Origin of the sequence: Mesorhizobium amorphae, assembly GCF_014843845.1 — a bacterium.
Lineage (GTDB): Bacteria > Pseudomonadota > Alphaproteobacteria > Rhizobiales > Rhizobiaceae > Mesorhizobium > Mesorhizobium amorphae_A.
In genome coordinates this window covers 20714-36338 of the sequence record NZ_JHQS01000127.1, presented here as the reverse complement: position 1 = coordinate 36338, position 15625 = coordinate 20714, and the positions used below count along the sequence as shown (strand labels likewise).

16 protein-coding genes are annotated in these 15625 nt (G+C 64.2%); 5 read left to right on the top strand and 11 right to left on the bottom strand.

The genetic code is table 11. From position 1 onward, the window contains the following. Positions 1–13: 13 nt before the first annotated feature. Both DH08_RS32810 and DH08_RS32805 read left to right on the top strand, forming a co-directional pair. Positions 14–1198, top strand: a complete 1185-nt coding sequence (locus DH08_RS32810; protein WP_192183369.1) for a CaiB/BaiF CoA transferase family protein — start codon at positions 14–16, stop codon at positions 1196–1198. After that, a complete protein-coding gene (locus tag DH08_RS32805; protein WP_192183368.1) occupies positions 1195–2046 on the top strand; it encodes a citryl-CoA lyase in 852 nt (283 codons plus the stop codon). Before DH08_RS32810 ends, DH08_RS32805 begins: the two co-directional genes overlap by 4 nt. A 9-nt stretch (positions 2047–2055) precedes the next feature. Here DH08_RS32805 and DH08_RS32800 read toward each other — a convergent pair whose 3' ends face one another. Both DH08_RS32800 and DH08_RS32795 read right to left on the bottom strand, forming a co-directional pair. Then, positions 2056–2532, bottom strand: a complete 477-nt coding sequence (locus tag DH08_RS32800; protein WP_192183367.1) for an NUDIX hydrolase — start codon at positions 2530–2532, stop codon at positions 2056–2058. A gap of 134 nt (positions 2533–2666) precedes the next feature. Further along, entirely contained in the window at positions 2667–2936 is a 270-nt protein-coding gene (locus tag DH08_RS32795; protein WP_246801174.1) for a hypothetical protein, read from the bottom strand. On the opposite strand from DH08_RS32795, the gene DH08_RS32790 reads away from it, so the two are divergent. Continuing rightward, on the top strand, positions 2935–3183 hold the full coding sequence (locus DH08_RS32790) for an invasion associated locus B family protein (RefSeq protein ID WP_192183365.1): 249 nt from the start codon (positions 2935–2937) through the stop codon (positions 3181–3183). The genes DH08_RS32795 and DH08_RS32790 overlap by 2 nt on opposite strands. A 39-nt stretch (positions 3184–3222) precedes the next feature. On the opposite strand, the gene DH08_RS32785 is transcribed toward DH08_RS32790, so the two are convergent. The 7 genes from DH08_RS32785 to DH08_RS32755 all read right to left on the bottom strand — a co-directional run bounded on the left by DH08_RS32785 (position 3223) and on the right by DH08_RS32755 (position 11526). Then, entirely contained in the window at positions 3223–3915 is a 693-nt protein-coding gene (locus DH08_RS32785; RefSeq protein WP_192183364.1) for a response regulator transcription factor, read from the bottom strand. Then, positions 3912–6647 (bottom strand): sensor histidine kinase, encoded by a 2736-nt coding sequence (locus DH08_RS32780; protein WP_192183363.1) that lies wholly within the window; start codon positions 6645–6647, stop codon positions 3912–3914. The genes DH08_RS32785 and DH08_RS32780 overlap by 4 nt, the downstream gene beginning before the upstream one ends. A 156-nt stretch (positions 6648–6803) precedes the next feature. Next, positions 6804–7373 (bottom strand): potassium-transporting ATPase subunit KdpC, encoded by a 570-nt coding sequence (gene kdpC / locus DH08_RS32775; RefSeq protein WP_192183362.1) that lies wholly within the window; start codon positions 7371–7373, stop codon positions 6804–6806. Positions 7374–7385: 12 nt separating this feature from the next. Then, positions 7386–9479: a potassium-transporting ATPase subunit KdpB gene (gene kdpB, locus DH08_RS32770; RefSeq protein ID WP_192183361.1), complete on the bottom strand. Its 2094-nt coding sequence runs from the start codon at positions 9477–9479 to the stop codon at positions 7386–7388. After that, positions 9476–9691, bottom strand: coding sequence for a hypothetical protein (locus tag DH08_RS32765; protein WP_192183360.1), 216 nt, complete (start codon positions 9689–9691; stop codon positions 9476–9478). The genes kdpB and DH08_RS32765 overlap by 4 nt, the downstream gene beginning before the upstream one ends. 7 nt (positions 9692–9698) lie before the next feature. Next, on the bottom strand, positions 9699–11402 hold the full coding sequence (gene kdpA, locus DH08_RS32760; RefSeq protein ID WP_192183359.1) for a potassium-transporting ATPase subunit KdpA: 1704 nt from the start codon (positions 11400–11402) through the stop codon (positions 9699–9701). Positions 11403–11436: 34 nt separating this feature from the next. Beyond that, on the bottom strand, positions 11437–11526 hold the full coding sequence (locus DH08_RS32755; protein ID WP_064992041.1) for a K(+)-transporting ATPase subunit F: 90 nt from the start codon (positions 11524–11526) through the stop codon (positions 11437–11439). On the opposite strand from DH08_RS32755, the gene DH08_RS35920 reads away from it, so the two are divergent. Together DH08_RS35920 and DH08_RS32750 are read left to right on the top strand one after the other, a co-directional pair. Further along, a complete protein-coding gene (locus DH08_RS35920; RefSeq protein ID WP_210328989.1) occupies positions 11525–11707 on the top strand; it encodes a hypothetical protein in 183 nt (60 codons plus the stop codon). The genes DH08_RS32755 and DH08_RS35920 overlap by 2 nt on opposite strands. Positions 11708–12012: 305 nt before the next feature. Then, positions 12013–13803, top strand: a complete 1791-nt coding sequence (locus DH08_RS32750) for an NAD(P)/FAD-dependent oxidoreductase (protein ID WP_192183358.1) — start codon at positions 12013–12015, stop codon at positions 13801–13803. Between the two features lie 18 nt (positions 13804–13821). On the opposite strand, the gene DH08_RS32745 is transcribed toward DH08_RS32750, so the two are convergent. Both DH08_RS32745 and DH08_RS32740 read right to left on the bottom strand, forming a co-directional pair. Then, positions 13822–15057, bottom strand: coding sequence for an amidohydrolase/deacetylase family metallohydrolase (locus tag DH08_RS32745; protein WP_192183357.1), 1236 nt, complete (start codon positions 15055–15057; stop codon positions 13822–13824). A gap of 31 nt (positions 15058–15088) precedes the next feature. Then, the gene (locus tag DH08_RS32740; RefSeq protein ID WP_192183356.1) at positions 15089–15454 is read right to left on the bottom strand and encodes a RidA family protein; all 366 of its coding nucleotides are present in this window, start codon (positions 15452–15454) and stop codon (positions 15089–15091) included. Positions 15455–15625: the final 171 nt, after the last annotated feature.

The window sequence follows — 15625 nt, the reverse complement described above, 5'->3', positions numbered from 1 at the left end:
TGTCTGGAGCATCATGACCGATCTGCTTTCCGGCATCCGCGTCCTCGATCTGACCAATGTGCTGGCCGGCCCGTACTGCGCCTACCAGCTGGCACTGCTCGGCGCCGATGTGATCAAGGTCGAGACGCCGCAAGGCGGCGACCTGGCGCGTCAGCTCGGTGCCTCGCCGAAACTTAACCAGGCCGGCATGGGCGCCTCGTTCCTGGCGCAGAACGCCGGCAAACGATCGGTGGTGCTCGATCTGAAGAAGGAAGTCGATCGCGAGCGCTTCCTCGATCTGGTCGCCTCCGCCGACGCACTGGTCGAGAATTTCCGGCCGGGGGTCATGGACCGACTTGGCCTCGGCTATGAGAGGCTGAAAGAGGTCCGCCCCGGCCTTGTCTATTGCGCCATATCGGGGTTCGGCCAGACCGGGCCGATGCGCGACAATCCAGCCTATGACCAGATCATCCAGGGCCTTTCCGGCATCATGAGCATCACCGGCACGCCGGAGACGGCGCCATTGCGCGTCGGCTACCCGGTCGCCGACACGCTGGGCGGGCTGGTCGGGGCTTTTGCGATCGCCGCGGCACTGGTGAAGCAGAAAGTGTCCGGCGAGGGCGCCTTCCTGGACGTGTCGATGCTGGAATGCACGCTCTCGGCATTGGGCTGGCCGGTGTCCAACTATCTGACGGCCGGCGTCGAGCCGCAGCCGATGGGCAACGAGAATATGACGGCGGCACCGTCGGGAGCGTTTCGCACTGGCGACGGCCTGCTCAACATCGCCGCCAACAAGCAGGAGCAGTTCGTTACGCTTTGCCAGTTGATCGGGCGGCCGGAACTGGCGTTGGATCCACGCTTTGCCGAGCGCGAGACGCGCAAGCAGAATCGCGCCGCGCTAAAGGGGTTGATCGAGGAAGCCCTGGCGGGCGCCTCGGCAGCCGCCTGGGAAGCGAAGCTCAACCGCGCCGGCGTGCCGGCGGGGCGGGTGCTGACGATTCCGCAAGTGCTCGACGAAAAGCAAGTCATCGAACGCAACATGACCACGCGCTTCGACGGCCTGCCAGGCCTGGACACGCCGCTGACCGTCGTGCGCGGCGGTTTCATGGTCGACGGCGCGGCCCCCTTGCCGACCAGGGCGCCACCGGTGCTGGGCGAGCACATGGACGAGATTTTCGCCGACCTGCCGCCGCGCGCCAAGACAAGGGCGCGGGCATGAGCGGTCCGGAGAAAAAGACCGGCCGCGAGCGCGGCGAGGAGTGGTGGCAGACCGATATCATCGAGATGCGGCCAGGCGTGATCCGGCTGCGCGGCTATGAAATCCAGGAGCTGATCGGCGGCGTCAGCTTTCCGGCGATGATCTGGCTGATGCTGCGCGGCGAACTGCCAGGCGAGGAGCAGGCGGCGCTGCTTGGCATCGCGCTGGGCGCGGCCGTCGATCACGGTCCGCAGGCGCCATCGATCGCCATTGCCCGCATGGCGGCGACCTGCGGCGTCGGCATCAACAGCGCCATGGCCTCGGCCATCAATGTGCTCGGCGACGTGCATGGCGGCGCCGGCGAACAGGCGCTTTCCTTCTATGGCGATGTTGCCGCGGCGATGGATCAAGGCACGGCGCTTGCCGATGCCGTCACGGCGCGGCTCGATCGGTTCCTCGCCGAGGAAAAGGGCTATGTGCCGGGTTTCGGCCATCGCTTCCATCCCGTCGATCCACGCGCCCCGCGCCTCATCGAAGTGACCCGCGATTTTGCCGCGCGCGGCGTCATCGGCGGGCGCTTCGCCGACATCGCCGAAGCGATTGAGGTCGAGCTTGCGCGGCGCAAGGGCAAAACTATCCCGCTCAACATCGATGGCGCTACCGCCGTGATCTATGGCGAGCTCGGCTTTCCGCCGGCGCTGACGCGCGGCCTGTTCGTGCTGTCGCGCTCGGTCGGCATATTGGCGCATGCGTGGGAGCAATCGCAGCAGAGCGACCGCAACAAGGGGCCGCTGCCACGGGAATGGCTGTGGGCCTATACAGGCACGCCTGTGCGGCCATTTCCCGGGCGCGACGAGGAAAGCAACTGAGGCGACGCGTCAGAGCCCGCCGGCGGGCTCAGCCTGGGGGAGCTTCAAATCCCTGAGCAGCGTGGAAAGATCCGGCTCGTCGATGAGCAGCGCCGCGTCTTCCGGCGCCAGCCATGCCCGCTGCCGGCTTTCGGCCTCCTGCCAGTTCGCCAGTTCCTCGGTCACCTCCAGCAGGTAGACAACGACGTCGACACGGATGAAGCCGTTCTCCAGCCTTTTCCAGTAGGAATAGGTGCCGGCCGGTTCTTTCAATGTCTTGCCGAGAACGCCGGCTTCTTCCTGCGCCTCGATCGTGGCTGCCCTGCGCCCGCTCTTGCCCTTCATCGGCCAGCCCTTGGGCACGATGAAGCGCCTGGTCGTGCGCGACGTGACCAGCATGACCTCGATATCGCCATCCGCGCCCAGCCGGAAGGGAATGGCCGCGACCTGGCGGATGCGTTCGCCTCGCTTTGCCTTGCGTACCACTTTTTTGTTGGTCGTTGCCATGTGCGAAAACCCGGACGAGACAGCATCTCCGTTGCGCGAGAGAGATGCTGCCCGTGCAAACCCCAAATCCGCCCTCGATGCAATGTGACATTCCGGCAGATAAGTCGGCTAAATAAATCGAAAATGCCGGCTTGTCAGCGGCAACCCGTCAGAATTGCGTTGCCCAGCACCTGGCAAGGCGGCTTGACCATCGGCACCTGCGGTCGAGGCTGCGGCACGATTTGGCGATCCTCGGCGCGATATTGCTGCTGCTGTTGCTGGAATTGCCGCCGCTGCATCCTGTTTTGCAAGGCCTGCAAGTCGTTCTGCTGGATCAGAATATTACGATTTGCTGGAGTAACGGCTTGCGCCAAGGCATACGGGGCTGCGACCGGCAGCATGACTGTTGCCAGCATGGCCGACATGAAGACCGTCGATAGACGAAGCTGCGGCATCGATCCGCTCCCGAGTGAAGAACCTGCCATTTATATAGGGCATTTGACCGGCGGTGCCATGGTGGCGTTCAACGCCGACATCATGCCACTGCTGCAGAACGGCACCACCTTGAAGATCAATGCGGTCGCGGTGGATTCGGGACAACCGATCAGCTTCGCCATCTCGCTCAACGGCGGCGGCGCGCCGGCCAGGACTGCCGAACTCTCGGCCGACTGAGCGCCGCCGCGCGAACGCTCAGGGCGTGTTTGACCGCGCTCAGTCGACCTCGCGCAGGCGATATCCGACGCCGGTCTCGGTGGTGATGTAGCGCGGCTGGTCGGGCGTCTTCTCGATCTTCTGCCTGAGCTGGCGGACGTAGACCCTGAGATATTGCACATCGGTGGAATCGCCCCAGACCTGTTTCAGCAGGAAATGGTGGGTCAGCACCTTGCCGGCGTGCTGCACCAGGATGCGCAATATGTCGTATTCCTTCGGCGAGAGTTTTACCTCCTTGCCTTCGACCTTGACGATGCGCTTGACCAGGTCGACCATGAGGTCGCCGGTGTGGAACACCGGCTTCTCGCCCTGCTGCTGGAACTTGTGTCGCAGCGCCACGCGGATGCGCGCGATGAGCTCGTTCATGCCGAACGGCTTGGTGACATAATCATCGGCGCCGAGCTCGAGCGCCTGGACGATACCGGTCTCGTCGGTGCGGCTGGACAGGATGACCACCGGAATATCGAGGCCGTCGTCGCGCCACTTGCCGAGCAGCTCGTGGCCGGTCATGCCGGGCAGACCGAGGTCGAGCAGGATCAGGTCAGGCTGCTCGGTTTCCACGAGTTCGATCGCCGCCTTTGCGTTTGGCGCCTCCGAGACCGAATAGCCCTGGCTGCCGAGGCCGACGCGAAGCAGTTTGCGGATAGGCGGTTCGTCGTCGACGACCAATATGGTGACGTTCTGATGCGTCATGCCAAATCACCAACAGTCTGGTCGTCCGATTTGGGTTCGGTCACCTCAGGCAGGTCCGTCGGCACCGGCATGCGGATGGTGAAGATCGCGCCCGGGCGGTCTGTCCGGTTTGCCGCCGAGATGGTGCCTCCCATCGCTTCGATGAAACCACGGCAGATCGACAGGCCAAGGCCGGTGCCGGCGCGCACCTGGTCGCGTTTGCGCACCCGGTAGAAGCTGTCGAAAATCCGCTCCAGGTCGGCAGGTGGAATGCCCGGACCCTCGTCCATGATCTGCAGGATGACGAAGCCATTGTCGACCCAGCCCTGCAGCCGGATCGTCGATCCGGGCGGCGCATATTTCGCGGCGTTGTCTAGGAGATTGAACAACGCCTGTTCGAACAGGACCGGGTCGAGCCGCAGCATCGGCAGATCGGAGGGGATGTCTATCTCGGTCTTGTGCTCCTCGATGATCTTGTGCGCCCGGCTCAAGGCCGAGCCGACGATGTCGCCGACAAAATGGAAGGCGTAGTTCGGCTCCATGGCGCCGGATTCGATCTTGGTCATGTCGAGCAAATTGGCAATGAAGCGGTTCAGCCGCTCGGATTCATCGAGCACGGTCGACAACAGCTCGGCCCGGTCCTTCTCGGGCAGCGCCGGCGCGAATTCGCGGAGCGTGCCGGCGGCGCCCATGATGGCGGCGAGCGGCGTCTTCAGGTCATGCGAGATCGAGGTCAGCAGCGCCGAGCGCAAACGGTCGGCCTCCGCCGCGAGCTTGGCGCGGTCGACGTCGGCGACAAGTTGGATGCGCTCGATGGCGACGGCTGCCTGGTCGGCGAGCGCGTCGAGCAGACGCTGCTGCTCCGGTGTCAGCAGCGGCCCCTGCTTGTCATTGTCGAGGCCGACGACGCCGACGGCCGTGCGCCCCGTGCGCAGGGGAAGGTAAAGGCGCTTTGCGCCGGGCAGCGTGTCGGCGCCACGCCCCGCGGCGCGGTCGTGCTCCCAGGCCCAGCGGGCGGCCGCGATGTCGGCCTCGGCCAGCGTGTCGTCGGGCGGATAGCCGGCCTTGACGGTGATCGTGCCGTTCTCGGGCAGGAGCAGCACGACCCGCAGCTTCAGCATCGAGGCGATCTGGAAGGCGGTGGCCCACAGCACGTCGTCGAGCGTGCCGGCGCCGGCGAGCTTCTTTGAAAAGAGATAGATATCTTCCGTGGCCCGTGCCCGGGAGCGGGCGGCGATCGCCTGGCGCTGCACGCGCGCGGTCAGATTGCTGGCGATGACGGCGACAACGAGGAAGACAGCAAGCGCGACGATGCTTTCCGGGTCCCGGATCGTCAGCGTGTAGCGCGGCTCCAGGAAAAAGAAGTTGAAGGCAAGGGCGCTGACGAAACAGGCGTACAGCGCCGGCCAGAGCCCGCCGGTCACCGCCGAGGTCAACACCCCGATGAGGAAGATGATCGCGAGGTTGCGGACGTCGAGAAACTGGTCGAGAAGCACGGCAAAGGCGAGCGAGCCGGTGACGAAGGCCGTGGCCTTGAGATAGGGCCAGATCTCGAACTGCCACTGCTCGTCCGCCGCCTTTACGCTCCTGGCGTTGGCCTCGATGCCGCGCTCGGTTCCCGAAATGACATGGACGCTGATGTCGCCGGCATTGCGGATGAGATCGTAAGTGAGCGAACCTTCGATCAGTTCGCGCCAGCGCGATCGGGTCGGCCTGCCGATGACGATATGGGTGAAATTGTTCGCAGTCGCGTGGCGGACGATGTCCTGCGCGACGTACTGACCAGGAATCGTCGTCACCTCGGCGCCGAGCTGCTCGGCAAGGCGCAGCAATGTCGCCAGCCGATCCTTGTCCTCCTCGGACATGGCGGCCGAACGAGGGGTGTCGACATGGAGCGCCGTCCAGGGCGCGCGAAGCCGGTCAGCCAGCCTGCGCGCATAGCGAACGCGTGCCGCCCCGCCCGGACGCGAGTCGACGCAGACGAGGACCCTTTCGCCTGCCGCCCATGGCCCCGGAATGGCGTGCGCCTGCATGTGGTTGAGCAGCTGTTCGTCGACGCGCTGTGCCGTGCGCCGCAGCGCCAGTTCCCGAAGCGCGGTCAGATTGCCCGGCGAGAAATAATTCTCGATGGCGCGCTGGGCGGTGTTGGGGAAATAGACCTTGCCTTCCTTCAGCCGCTGGATCAGGTCGTCGGGGGTGAGGTCGATGATCTCGATGTCGTCGGCCTGGTCGATGATGGAGTCGGGAACCGTCTCGCGCACCCTGACATGGGTGATCTGCGCCACGACATCGTTCAGGCTCTCGACATGCTGGATGTTGAGCGTCGTGTAGACGTCGATGCCGTTCGCCAGGATTTCCTGGACGTCGAGATAGCGCTTGGGGTGGCGGCTGCCCGGCGCGTTGGTGTGGGCGAGTTCGTCGACGAGAACCAGCTTGGGGCGGCGTGCGAGGATGGCATCGATGTCCATCTCGTCCAGCAAGCGCCCCTTGTAGTCGACCTTCTGGCGCGGGATGACCTCATAGCCTGCCACCAGCGCCAGGGTTTCCTTGCGGCCATGCGTCTCGACGACGCCGATCACCACGTCCATGCCGTCGGCCAGCCTGGCGCGGCCCGCCATCAGCATCTCGTAGGTCTTGCCGACGCCGGGTGCGGCGCCGAGGAATATCCTCAGGCGGCCGCGCTCCTCCCGCTCCGCATGCTCCAGCAGGGCGTCTGGAGAGGGTCTGGTGTCGTTGCTTCTGTCCTCAGGCATTTGACTCTGGAGCGGTTCAACGTTTCACGGAAACGCAGAACCGCTCTATCTCTTTGTTTTCACGCAATTCAAGACGGAAAACCGCTGCGCACTTTTCCTGGAATTGCTCTAGATATGGACGGCGCCGGGGAGGCTGTCGACCCCGGCCGCTGCAGTTCACTGCTTCGTGGCCGCATCCAGCGCAAGGTTGAGGGCCAGCACGTTGACCACGGGCTCGCCCAGGAAGCCGAGCTCGCGGTTCTCAATCTGGCTATCGACCAGCACCTTGATCTTCGCTTCGTCGATGCCCCGGGCCTTGGCCACCCTGGGTACCTGGAAGTAGGCCGCTTCCGGGCTGATATGCGGGTCGAGGCCGCTGCCGGAGGTCGTCACCAGATCCATCGGAACCGGCTGGTTCGGGTTTTCCGCCTTCAGCTTCTCGGCGTCGCCCTTGATGCGGTCGATCAGCTTCTGGTTGGTCGGGCCGAGATTCGAGCCGCTGGAGGAGGTCGCGTTGTAGCCGTCGCCGGCGGCCGACGGGCGGCCGTGGAAATAATGGTCGCTGGCGAAGGCCTGGCCGATCAGTTCGGAACCGACGACCTTGCCGTCCTTCTCGATCATGCTGCCATTAGCCTGGCGTGGAAACAGCGCCTGGGCAATGCCGGTCATGCCGATCGGGTAGATGAGGCCGGTCAGCACGGTGAAGAAGACGATCATTATGATCGCGGGTCTGATTTGCGTGAGCATGGACGTGGTTCCTTAGGCGAGGCCGATGGCGGTGATGATCATGTCGATCGCCTTGATGCCGACGAACGGAACGATGATGCCGCCGAGGCCGTAGACGAGCAGGTTGCGGCTGAGCAGCGCGCCGGCCCCGATGGCGCGGTATTTCACACCCTTCAGCGACAGCGGGATCAGCGCGATGATGATCAGCGCGTTGAAGATGATGGCCGACAGGATGGCGCTTTGCGGCGTCGCCAGATGCATGATGTTGAACGCCTGCAGCGGCCCGGTGGTCTGTCCCGGTGCGATGTAGAAGACAGCGAACATAGCCGGGATGATGGCGAAGTATTTGGCGACGTCGTTGGCGATCGAGAAGGTCGTCAGCGAACCGCGCGTCATCAGCAGCGCCTTGCCGATCTCGACGATCTCGATCAGCTTGGTCGGGTCGCTGTCGAGGTCGACCATGTTGCCGGCTTCGCGCGCGGCGACCGTGCCGGTGTTCATGGCGACGCCGACATCGGCCTGGGCAAGGGCAGGGGCGTCGTTGGTGCCGTCGCCGCACATGGCGACCAGCTTGCCTTTGGCCTGTTCGTCGCGGATCAGCTTCAGCTTGTCCTCGGGCGTCGCCTGGGCGAGGAAGTCGTCGACGCCGGCTTCCGCCGCGATCGCCGCTGCCGTCATCGGATTGTCGCCGGTGATCATCACCGTGCGAATGCCCATCTTGCGCAGTTCGGCAAAGCGCTCCCTGATGCCGCCCTTGACGATGTCCTTGAGGTGGACGACGCCGAGCAGGCGCCCGTCGCGCTCCACCGCCAGCGGCGTGCCGCCCGACTTGGCGACCTCATCGGCGATCGCCTGCAGGTCGCGGACGGCGTCGCTGCCGGGCCGCGTGCCGCTGCTGGCGAGCGTCGACTGATTTACATGGGCGAGCACCGAATCGACCGCGCCCTTGCGGATCGATGAGCCGTCTATATCGACGCCGCTCATGCGGGTCTGCGCGGTGAAGGGCACGAAGGTAGCGTGCAGGGTCGCCATGTCACGAGCACGGATGGCATATTTCTCCTTGGCCAGCACGACGATCGAGCGGCCTTCCGGCGTTTCGTCGGCAAGCGAGGCTAGTTGTGCGGCATCGGCCAGTTCCTGCTCGGTGACGCCCTTGACCGGGCGGAACTCGGTGGCCTGGCGGTTGCCGAGCGTGATGGTGCCGGTCTTGTCGAGCAGCAGCGTATCGACGTCGCCGGCCGCCTCGACGGCGCGACCCGACATGGCCAGCACGTTGAAGCGCACCAGGCGGTCCATGCCGGCGATGCCGATGGCCGACAGCAGTGCGCCGATGGTGGTCGGGATCAGGGTCACGAACAGCGCGACGAGAACGGTCACCGAGATGTAGCCGCCGGAATAGGAGGCGAAGCTCGGGATCGTTGCGGTGGCCAGCACGAAGATCAGCGTCATGCCGACGAGCAGGATGTTGAGCGCGATCTCGTTGGGCGTCTTCTGGCGCGCAGCACCCTCGACCAGCGAGATCATGCGGTCGAGGAAGGTGTGGCCGGAAGCGGCGGTGATGCGCACGCGGATCCAGTCGGACAGAACCTGCGTGCCGCCGGTGACAGCCGAACGGTCGCCGCCGGATTCGCGGATGACCGGCGCGGATTCACCGGTGATCGCAGCCTCGTTGACGGAGGCGACGCCCTCGATCACCTCGCCGTCGGACGGGATGATGTCGCCGGCCTCGACGAGCACGATGTCGCCGACCTTCAGGCTGGTGCCGGGCACCAGCTTGAACTTGGTGCGGCCCTCGCCGTTCAAGAGCTTGGCCTGGGTCTCGGTGCGCGCCTTGCGCAGCGAGTCGGCCTGCGCCTTGCTGCGCCCCTCGGCGACGGCTTCGGCGAAGTTGGCGAACAGCACGGTGAACCACAGCCAGATGATGATCTGCAGCGTGAAGCCGAAGTCGCCGCCGCCGGTCACCAGGTCCCTGAGGAACAGGACCGACGTGAGCAGCGAAACGATAGCGACGACGAACATCACCGGATTCTTGATCAGGGTGCGCGGGTTCAGTTTTTTGAAGGCTCCGCCGATGGCGGGCCACAGGATGCGGGCATCCATGATAACAGCGGATTTGGACTGGCTCATTTGGTGGCTCCAGTATCGATGTTGTTGGCAGGCACCGATCGATCGGATGCCGAAGGAAGATGCGGCGGCCCGTAGACCAGCAGCCAGATGACAATCATGACTGCCGCAATGCCGAAGAAGGTGGACAAGGTCGGGAAGGGAGGGGGAGTTGCCTCCCCCTCATTGTCGGCCCGGGGCCGAGCCTTCCGACGCATGATGTTGAACCAGGACATGACGGTATCAGAATGTCTGCCCATGGATCATCGCCAGATGCTCGACGATCGGTCCGATCGCCAGCGCCGGGAAGAAGGTCAGGCCGACGACGATCAGGATGACGCCGACCAGCAGGCCCACGAACAGGGGACCATCTGTCGGGAACGTTCCGGCGGAAGCCGGGACCGTCTTCTTCGTCGCCAGCGAGCCGGCGATGGCAAGCGCTGGAATGATGACGAAGAAGCGACCCACCCACATAGTGATGCCAAGCGTCAGGTTATACCAGGGCGTGTTGCCCGTAAGACCACCAAAGGCCGAGCCGTTGTTCGCGGCCGCTGAAGTGTAGGCATAGAGAACTTCGGAGAAGCCGTGCGGACCGCCATTGGCCATCGAGGCCACGGCGCTTGGCAGCACGACCGCGATGGCCGTGAAGACCAGCATGACCAGAGGCAGGGCGAGGATGGCGAGCATTGCCATCTTGACCTCCTTGGCCTCGATCTTCTTGCCGAGATATTCGGGCGTGCGGCCGACCATCAGGCCGGCGACGAAGACGGCGACGATGATGAACATCACGATGCCGTAGAGGCCGGCGCCGACGCCGCCGACGATGACCTCGCCAAGCTGCATGTTGATCATCGGGATCAGGCCGCCGATGGCGGTGAAGCTGTCATGCATGGCGTTGACGGCGCCGCAGGACGCGGCCGTGGTGATGACGGCGAACAGGGCCGAGAGAGCGATGCCGAAGCGGGTCTCCTTGCCCTCCATGTTGCCGCCGTCGATGCCCAGCGCATGGACAAGCGGATTGCCGGCGGCTTCCGCCCAGTAGCAGACGGCGACGCCGGCGACGAACAGAACGCCCATCGAGGCCAGGATCGCCCAGCCCTGACGCTGGTTGCCGACCATGCGGCCGAAGACGTTGGTGAGCGCCGCACCCAGGGCAAAGATCGTCACCATCTGGATCAGGTTGGAGATCGCGTCGGGGTTCTCGAACGGATGCGCGGCGTTGGCGTTGAAGAAGCCGCCGCCATTGGTGCCGAGCATCTTGATGGCGATCTGCGAGGCGACCGGGCCGAGTGCTATGGTCTGCTTGGCGCCTTCAAGCGTGGTGGCGTCGACATAAGGCCCGAGGGTCTGCGGCATGCCCAGCCAGACGTAGACAAGTGTGAGCACGATGCAGAGCGGCAAAAGGATGTAGAGGGTGCAGCGGGTCATATCGACCCAGAAATTGCCGATCGATTTGACCGAATGCCGGGCGAAGCCGCGGATCAGCGCCACCGCAATGGCAATGCCGACCGCTGCCGACACGAAATTCTGCACGGTGAGGCCGGCCATCTGCACGAGGTAGGACATCGTGCTTTCGCCGCCGTAATTCTGCCAGTTGGTGTTGGTGACGAAGCTGACGGCGGTGTTGAAGGCGAGGTTCTGCTCAACCGCGGTCATCCCAGCCGGATTGTAGGGCAGGGCGCCTTGCAGGCGCTGCAGAAAGTAAAGCACCAGGAAGCTGGCAAGGCTGAAGAAGATGATGCCGGCAGCATAGGCGGTCCAGTGCTGCTCCTCGCGTTCGCTGGTTCCCGAGATACGGTAGAGGCCGCGTTCAACCGGGCCGAGTATGGGAGACAGGAATGTGCGATCGCCGTTGAAGACGCGGTACATGTAGCCGCCGAGCGGCTTCACCAGCAAAACGACGATCACGCAGTAGAGAAGGATCTGTATCCATCCGATGAGGGTCATGAGAGTAGCTTTCCGTGCCTTGCACCAGGAGCGATCAGAAGCGTTCTGGGCGAACGAGGGCGTATGTCAGGTAGACGAGCAGGAACAAGGTCACGCCGCCGCCGAGGATATAGTCGAGAAGCATGTTGACTTCCTTCCGCTTAAAGATTGTCGCAGGCTTTGATGTAGGCGAGGGAAAGGGCGAAAAACAAAACCTCGATCCCGATGACGACGACGTCCATTGTGTTGTTCCTTGCTTTTGTTTGTACTTGGCGCCAGAGGCTGGCGATCCGGAAATTCCACGAAAACAGCCCGCCGTGCCCTAGAGGATCACGGCGTCCGGAGCGTTCTGCTTGCGTTGGAATATGGACCCGACAGCCATAAAGGTTCGAGACGGGGCCGGGAGGAAAGAAATAGGAATCTTATAAAGGTTTTGGTGCCCTGATTTCAGGGCTGGTGTCGAAAATCGCCACGCGCCGTTTCGCGGCCCGAATGGGATTGTCATCCTGTCAGTCGGCCATGAACGTGATCAGAGCTGCAGCGTGACAGGTCGGCTCCAATTATCCTACCTTGCGACGACGCGGCGACCGAGCATCCTGTCGGCGCATCGGGAATTGACGAAGGAAGACAGATGCTCGACATCGCACCATCGCAACAGGCTGCCACCTGGCTCGGCTCCTTTGGCCGGGCACTCGAAGCGGGCGATGTCGACGCCGCGACCAACCTTTTCGCCGAAGATTGCTACTGGCGCGATCTTTTGACCTTCACCTGGAACATCAAGACCATGGAGGGCCAGGCGGCGATCCGCGAGATGCTGGAGGCGACGCTGGCGACCGCGAAGCCGTCTCACTGGCATCTGTCCGGCGAGGCGAGCGCGGACGAGGGCGTTGTCGAGGCCTGGTTCAGCTTCGAGACGACCGTGGCGCGAGGCGAGGGCATTGTGCGCCTGCAAGACGGCCGCTGCCGGACGCTGTTCACGGCGATGAGCGAATTGAAGGGCTTCGAGGAGCAGAAGGGTCCGGCGCGTCCGCTCGGCATCCGCCACAAGGCCGATCCCGATCGCGAGACCTGGGCAGAGGCGCGGGCGCGCGAGGCGCGCGACCTCGGCGTGCGCGAGCAGCCCTATTGCCTGGTTATCGGCGGCGGCCAGGGCGGCATCATGCTGGGCGCGCGGCTGAGGCAGCTCGGCGTGCCCTCACTCATCATCGAGAGGAACGCACGCCCCGGCGATTCCTGGCGCAACCGCTACCGCTCGCTCGTGCTGCACGACCCGGTCTGGTACGACCATCTGCCCTACATCCCGTTTCCGGAAAACTGGCCGGTGTTCACGCCCAAGGACAAGATGGGCGACTGGCTGGAGATGTATACGCGGATCATGGAGCTCAATTACTGGGTTGCCACCAAATGCGTCAGCGCCAGCTATGACGAAACCGAGAAGGTCTGGACGGTCGTGGTCGATCGTGTCGGCCAGCGCATCACGTTGAAGCCGAAGCATATCGTCTTCGCCACCGGCGCCTATGGTCCGCCCCGGCAGATCGCGCTGCCGGGCGCAGAGACCTTCCGAGGCGAACTGCTGCATTCCAGCCAATATTCCAGCGGCGAGAAATTCCGCGGCAAGCAGGTCGCGGTCATCGGCGCGGCAAGTTCCGGGCATGATGTCAGCGTCGACCTCTGGGAGAGCGGCGCCGAGGTGACCATGGTCCAGCGCTCACCGACGACTGTGGTTAAATCCGATACGCTGATGGAGGTCGGCTTCGAGATCTTTTCCGAGAAGGCGCTGACACGCGGCATTACCACCGACAAGGCCGACATGATCGTCGCCTCGACGCCGTTCGCGCTGGTGCCGAAGGGCCAGCGGGCGCTCTACGACGTCATCAGGGCGCGTGATGCCGCATTCTACGACCGCTTGCGAGCCACGGGCTTCGCCATCGATTTCGGCGAGGACGAAACCGGGCTGCTGATGAAGGCCTATCGCACCGGCTCGGGCTTCTACATCGATGTCGGCGCCTGCGAGCTGATCATCAATGGCGAGATCGGCGTGCGCAGCGGTGTCGGGATCAAGTCGCTGACGCCGAGCGGCATCCTGTTCGACGACGGCAGCGAGCTTGCATGCGACGCGATCATCTCCTGCACCGGCTACCAGTCGATGAACGAGACAGTTGCCGCCATCGTCTCGCGCGAGGTTGCCGACAAGGTCGGCCCGTGCTGGGGCCTAGGTTCCGGCGTGAAAGGCGATCCCGGACCGTGGCAAGGCGAATTGCGCAACATGTGGAAGCCTACCGCGCAGGAAGCACTGTGGTTCCACGGCGGCAATCTGGCGCTGTCGCGGTTCTATTCGAAATATGTGGCGCTGCAGATCAAGGCGCGGATGGAAGGGATTGCAACGCCGGTTTATGGGGCGCCGAGTAACTTCGGCACCTGACGCGCCTGACTCCGAGCGTTACTCGTGGCTGTGGCCGAAATGCCTGGCAGCAACCTCGACATGGGTGTGGTGGCTATGTGCCTCGAAACGCTCGGTCTCACTGACATCGCCGGCCGCCTCGTTCGGCCACCATGTGCCGCCGATAACGATGCCATCCGAGACCAGCCGCTGCTCGGCGACCAGCGAGGCGCCGACGGCGTCGACGAAGGTGAAGCGGCCCGAAACGAGCCGCAGCACCGCGACGTCGCCTATGCCGCCGACTTTCAGCGCGCCGAGATCGGGCCTGGCGATCGCTTCGGCCGGCCGCTCTGTGGCGGCGCGCAGCACCTCGACCAGCGGCATGCCGAGCGCCAGCAATTTCGACATGCAGACCAGGATGTCGAAGGCGGGACCGTCGACGCAGTAGAGATGCACGTCGCTGCTGATCACATCGGGCGCCAACCCCTCCCTGAGCATCGCTTTCGCTACTTCGAAGTCGAACGAGCCCATGCCGTGGCCGATGTCGAAGATGACGCCGCGCTCGCGCGCCAGCCGCATGTCGGGCCGCACAGCGCCCGACGCGAAGACCGGCGCATTGGGGAACGGCCGGAAGCAGTGGGTCAGGATGTCGCCCTTGCGCAGGCGCGGCAGCACTTCCGAGCGGCCGGGCGGCGGCTCGTCGATATGCGCCATCAGCGGCATGCCCGATTTGTCGGCGGCCTCGAGTGCGAGATCGACCGGGGCGATACCGCTGGTGCCGCCGGCGTGGCGTCCGGAGCGTACCTTGACGCCGACCACCACGTCGGCGTGCTCGCCCACCGCCGCCACGACCTCGCGCGGCTCGCAGAGCCTGAGGTCGCTGCATTCGCCGACGGAAACCGTCTGAGAAAAGCCGAATATGCCGGCGAAGGAGATGTTGACGTAGGCGAGGATGCGGACTTTCGAGCGCTCGATGACGTGGCGGCGAAAGCCCAAAAAATTGCCGGCGCCGGCGCTGCCGGCGTCGACGAAGGTGGTGGTGCCGCTCTTGGCGGCGAGGCGGTCGGCGTCGACGCCGAGCGAGGTGCCGCCCCAGTAGACATGGCTATGCAGGTCGATGAGGCCGGGGGTGACGATGCAATCCCTGGCATCGATGATTCGAGTGGCGTGTTCGGCATCGATGGCCGCATCGATCGCCGCGATCCTGCCATCGGCGATCGCAAGATCGCGTGGCGCATCGAGGCCGGAGGCCGGATCGATGAGGCGGCCGCCTTTTATCAGGAGATCGAATTGCATCGGCCAGCCTCCTTCGCGTTGCACTGTCTGGTCAGAGCGGCCGGTAGGCGACGGCTTCGACCTCGATCTTGATGTCGATCATCAGCCGCGATTCGACCGTGGTGCGGGCCGGCGGATCCTTTGGAAAATGCCGGGCATAGACGGTGTTGAAAGCGCCGAAATCGCGCGCATCCTCAAGCCAGACCGTGGTCTTGACGACGTCGTCCATGGTGCAGCCGGCCAGCGCCAGTGCCGACCGGATGCTCGAAAGCACCTGCTCGGTCTGCTCGGTGATACCGCCTGTGACCACCACGCCGTCGCTGCCGACCGGCACCTGGCCCGAGACATAGACGAAATCGCCGGCCCGCACGGCTGGCGAGAGTGGCACATGGGATGTTCCAAAACACTGCTTGGGCAAGAAAAAACTCCTGTTCAGACATGGCACGATTGTTCGTGGTCGCGCCGTTGCGGACCCTCTACGCCTATCGGCGCGATCCTCATAGAGGCCCGATTGGAAAGCAACATTTTCGAAATCCCATGTTGCTTTGCTGCAGGCGGCCCAGCATCTTGCGCCGCCGCTGCCGATTGC

Excerpts from the sequence above, each read along its gene's own strand:
- DH08_RS32805 (WP_192183368.1), top strand. The coding sequence starts at position 1,195 with ATGAGCGGTCCGGAGAAAAAGACCGGCCGCGAGCGCGGCGAGGAGTGG.
- DH08_RS32750 (WP_192183358.1), top strand. The coding sequence starts at position 12,013 with ATGCTCGACATCGCACCATCGCAACAGGCTGCCACCTGGCTCGGCTCC.
- kdpA (WP_192183359.1), bottom strand. The coding sequence starts at position 11,402 with ATGACCCTCATCGGATGGATACAGATCCTTCTCTACTGCGTGATCGTC.
- kdpB (WP_192183361.1), bottom strand. The coding sequence starts at position 9,479 with ATGAGCCAGTCCAAATCCGCTGTTATCATGGATGCCCGCATCCTGTGG.
- kdpC (WP_192183362.1), bottom strand. The coding sequence starts at position 7,373 with ATGCTCACGCAAATCAGACCCGCGATCATAATGATCGTCTTCTTCACC.
- DH08_RS32745 (WP_192183357.1), bottom strand. The coding sequence starts at position 15,057 with ATGCAATTCGATCTCCTGATAAAAGGCGGCCGCCTCATCGATCCGGCC.
- DH08_RS32810 (WP_192183369.1), top strand. The coding sequence starts at position 14 with ATGACCGATCTGCTTTCCGGCATCCGCGTCCTCGATCTGACCAATGTG.
- DH08_RS32785 (WP_192183364.1), bottom strand. The coding sequence starts at position 3,915 with ATGACGCATCAGAACGTCACCATATTGGTCGTCGACGACGAACCGCCT.
- DH08_RS32780 (WP_192183363.1), bottom strand. The coding sequence starts at position 6,647 with ATGCCTGAGGACAGAAGCAACGACACCAGACCCTCTCCAGACGCCCTG.
- DH08_RS32755 (WP_064992041.1), bottom strand. The coding sequence starts at position 11,526 with ATGCTTCTCGACTATATCCTCGGCGGCGGCGTGACCTTGTTCCTGCTC.
- DH08_RS32800 (WP_192183367.1), bottom strand. The coding sequence starts at position 2,532 with ATGGCAACGACCAACAAAAAAGTGGTACGCAAGGCAAAGCGAGGCGAA.
- DH08_RS32790 (WP_192183365.1), top strand. The coding sequence starts at position 2,935 with ATGAAGACCGTCGATAGACGAAGCTGCGGCATCGATCCGCTCCCGAGT.
- DH08_RS35920 (WP_210328989.1), top strand. The coding sequence starts at position 11,525 with ATGTTGACTTCCTTCCGCTTAAAGATTGTCGCAGGCTTTGATGTAGGC.
- DH08_RS32795 (WP_246801174.1), bottom strand. The coding sequence starts at position 2,936 with ATGTCGGCCATGCTGGCAACAGTCATGCTGCCGGTCGCAGCCCCGTAT.
- DH08_RS32765 (WP_192183360.1), bottom strand. The coding sequence starts at position 9,691 with ATGTCCTGGTTCAACATCATGCGTCGGAAGGCTCGGCCCCGGGCCGAC.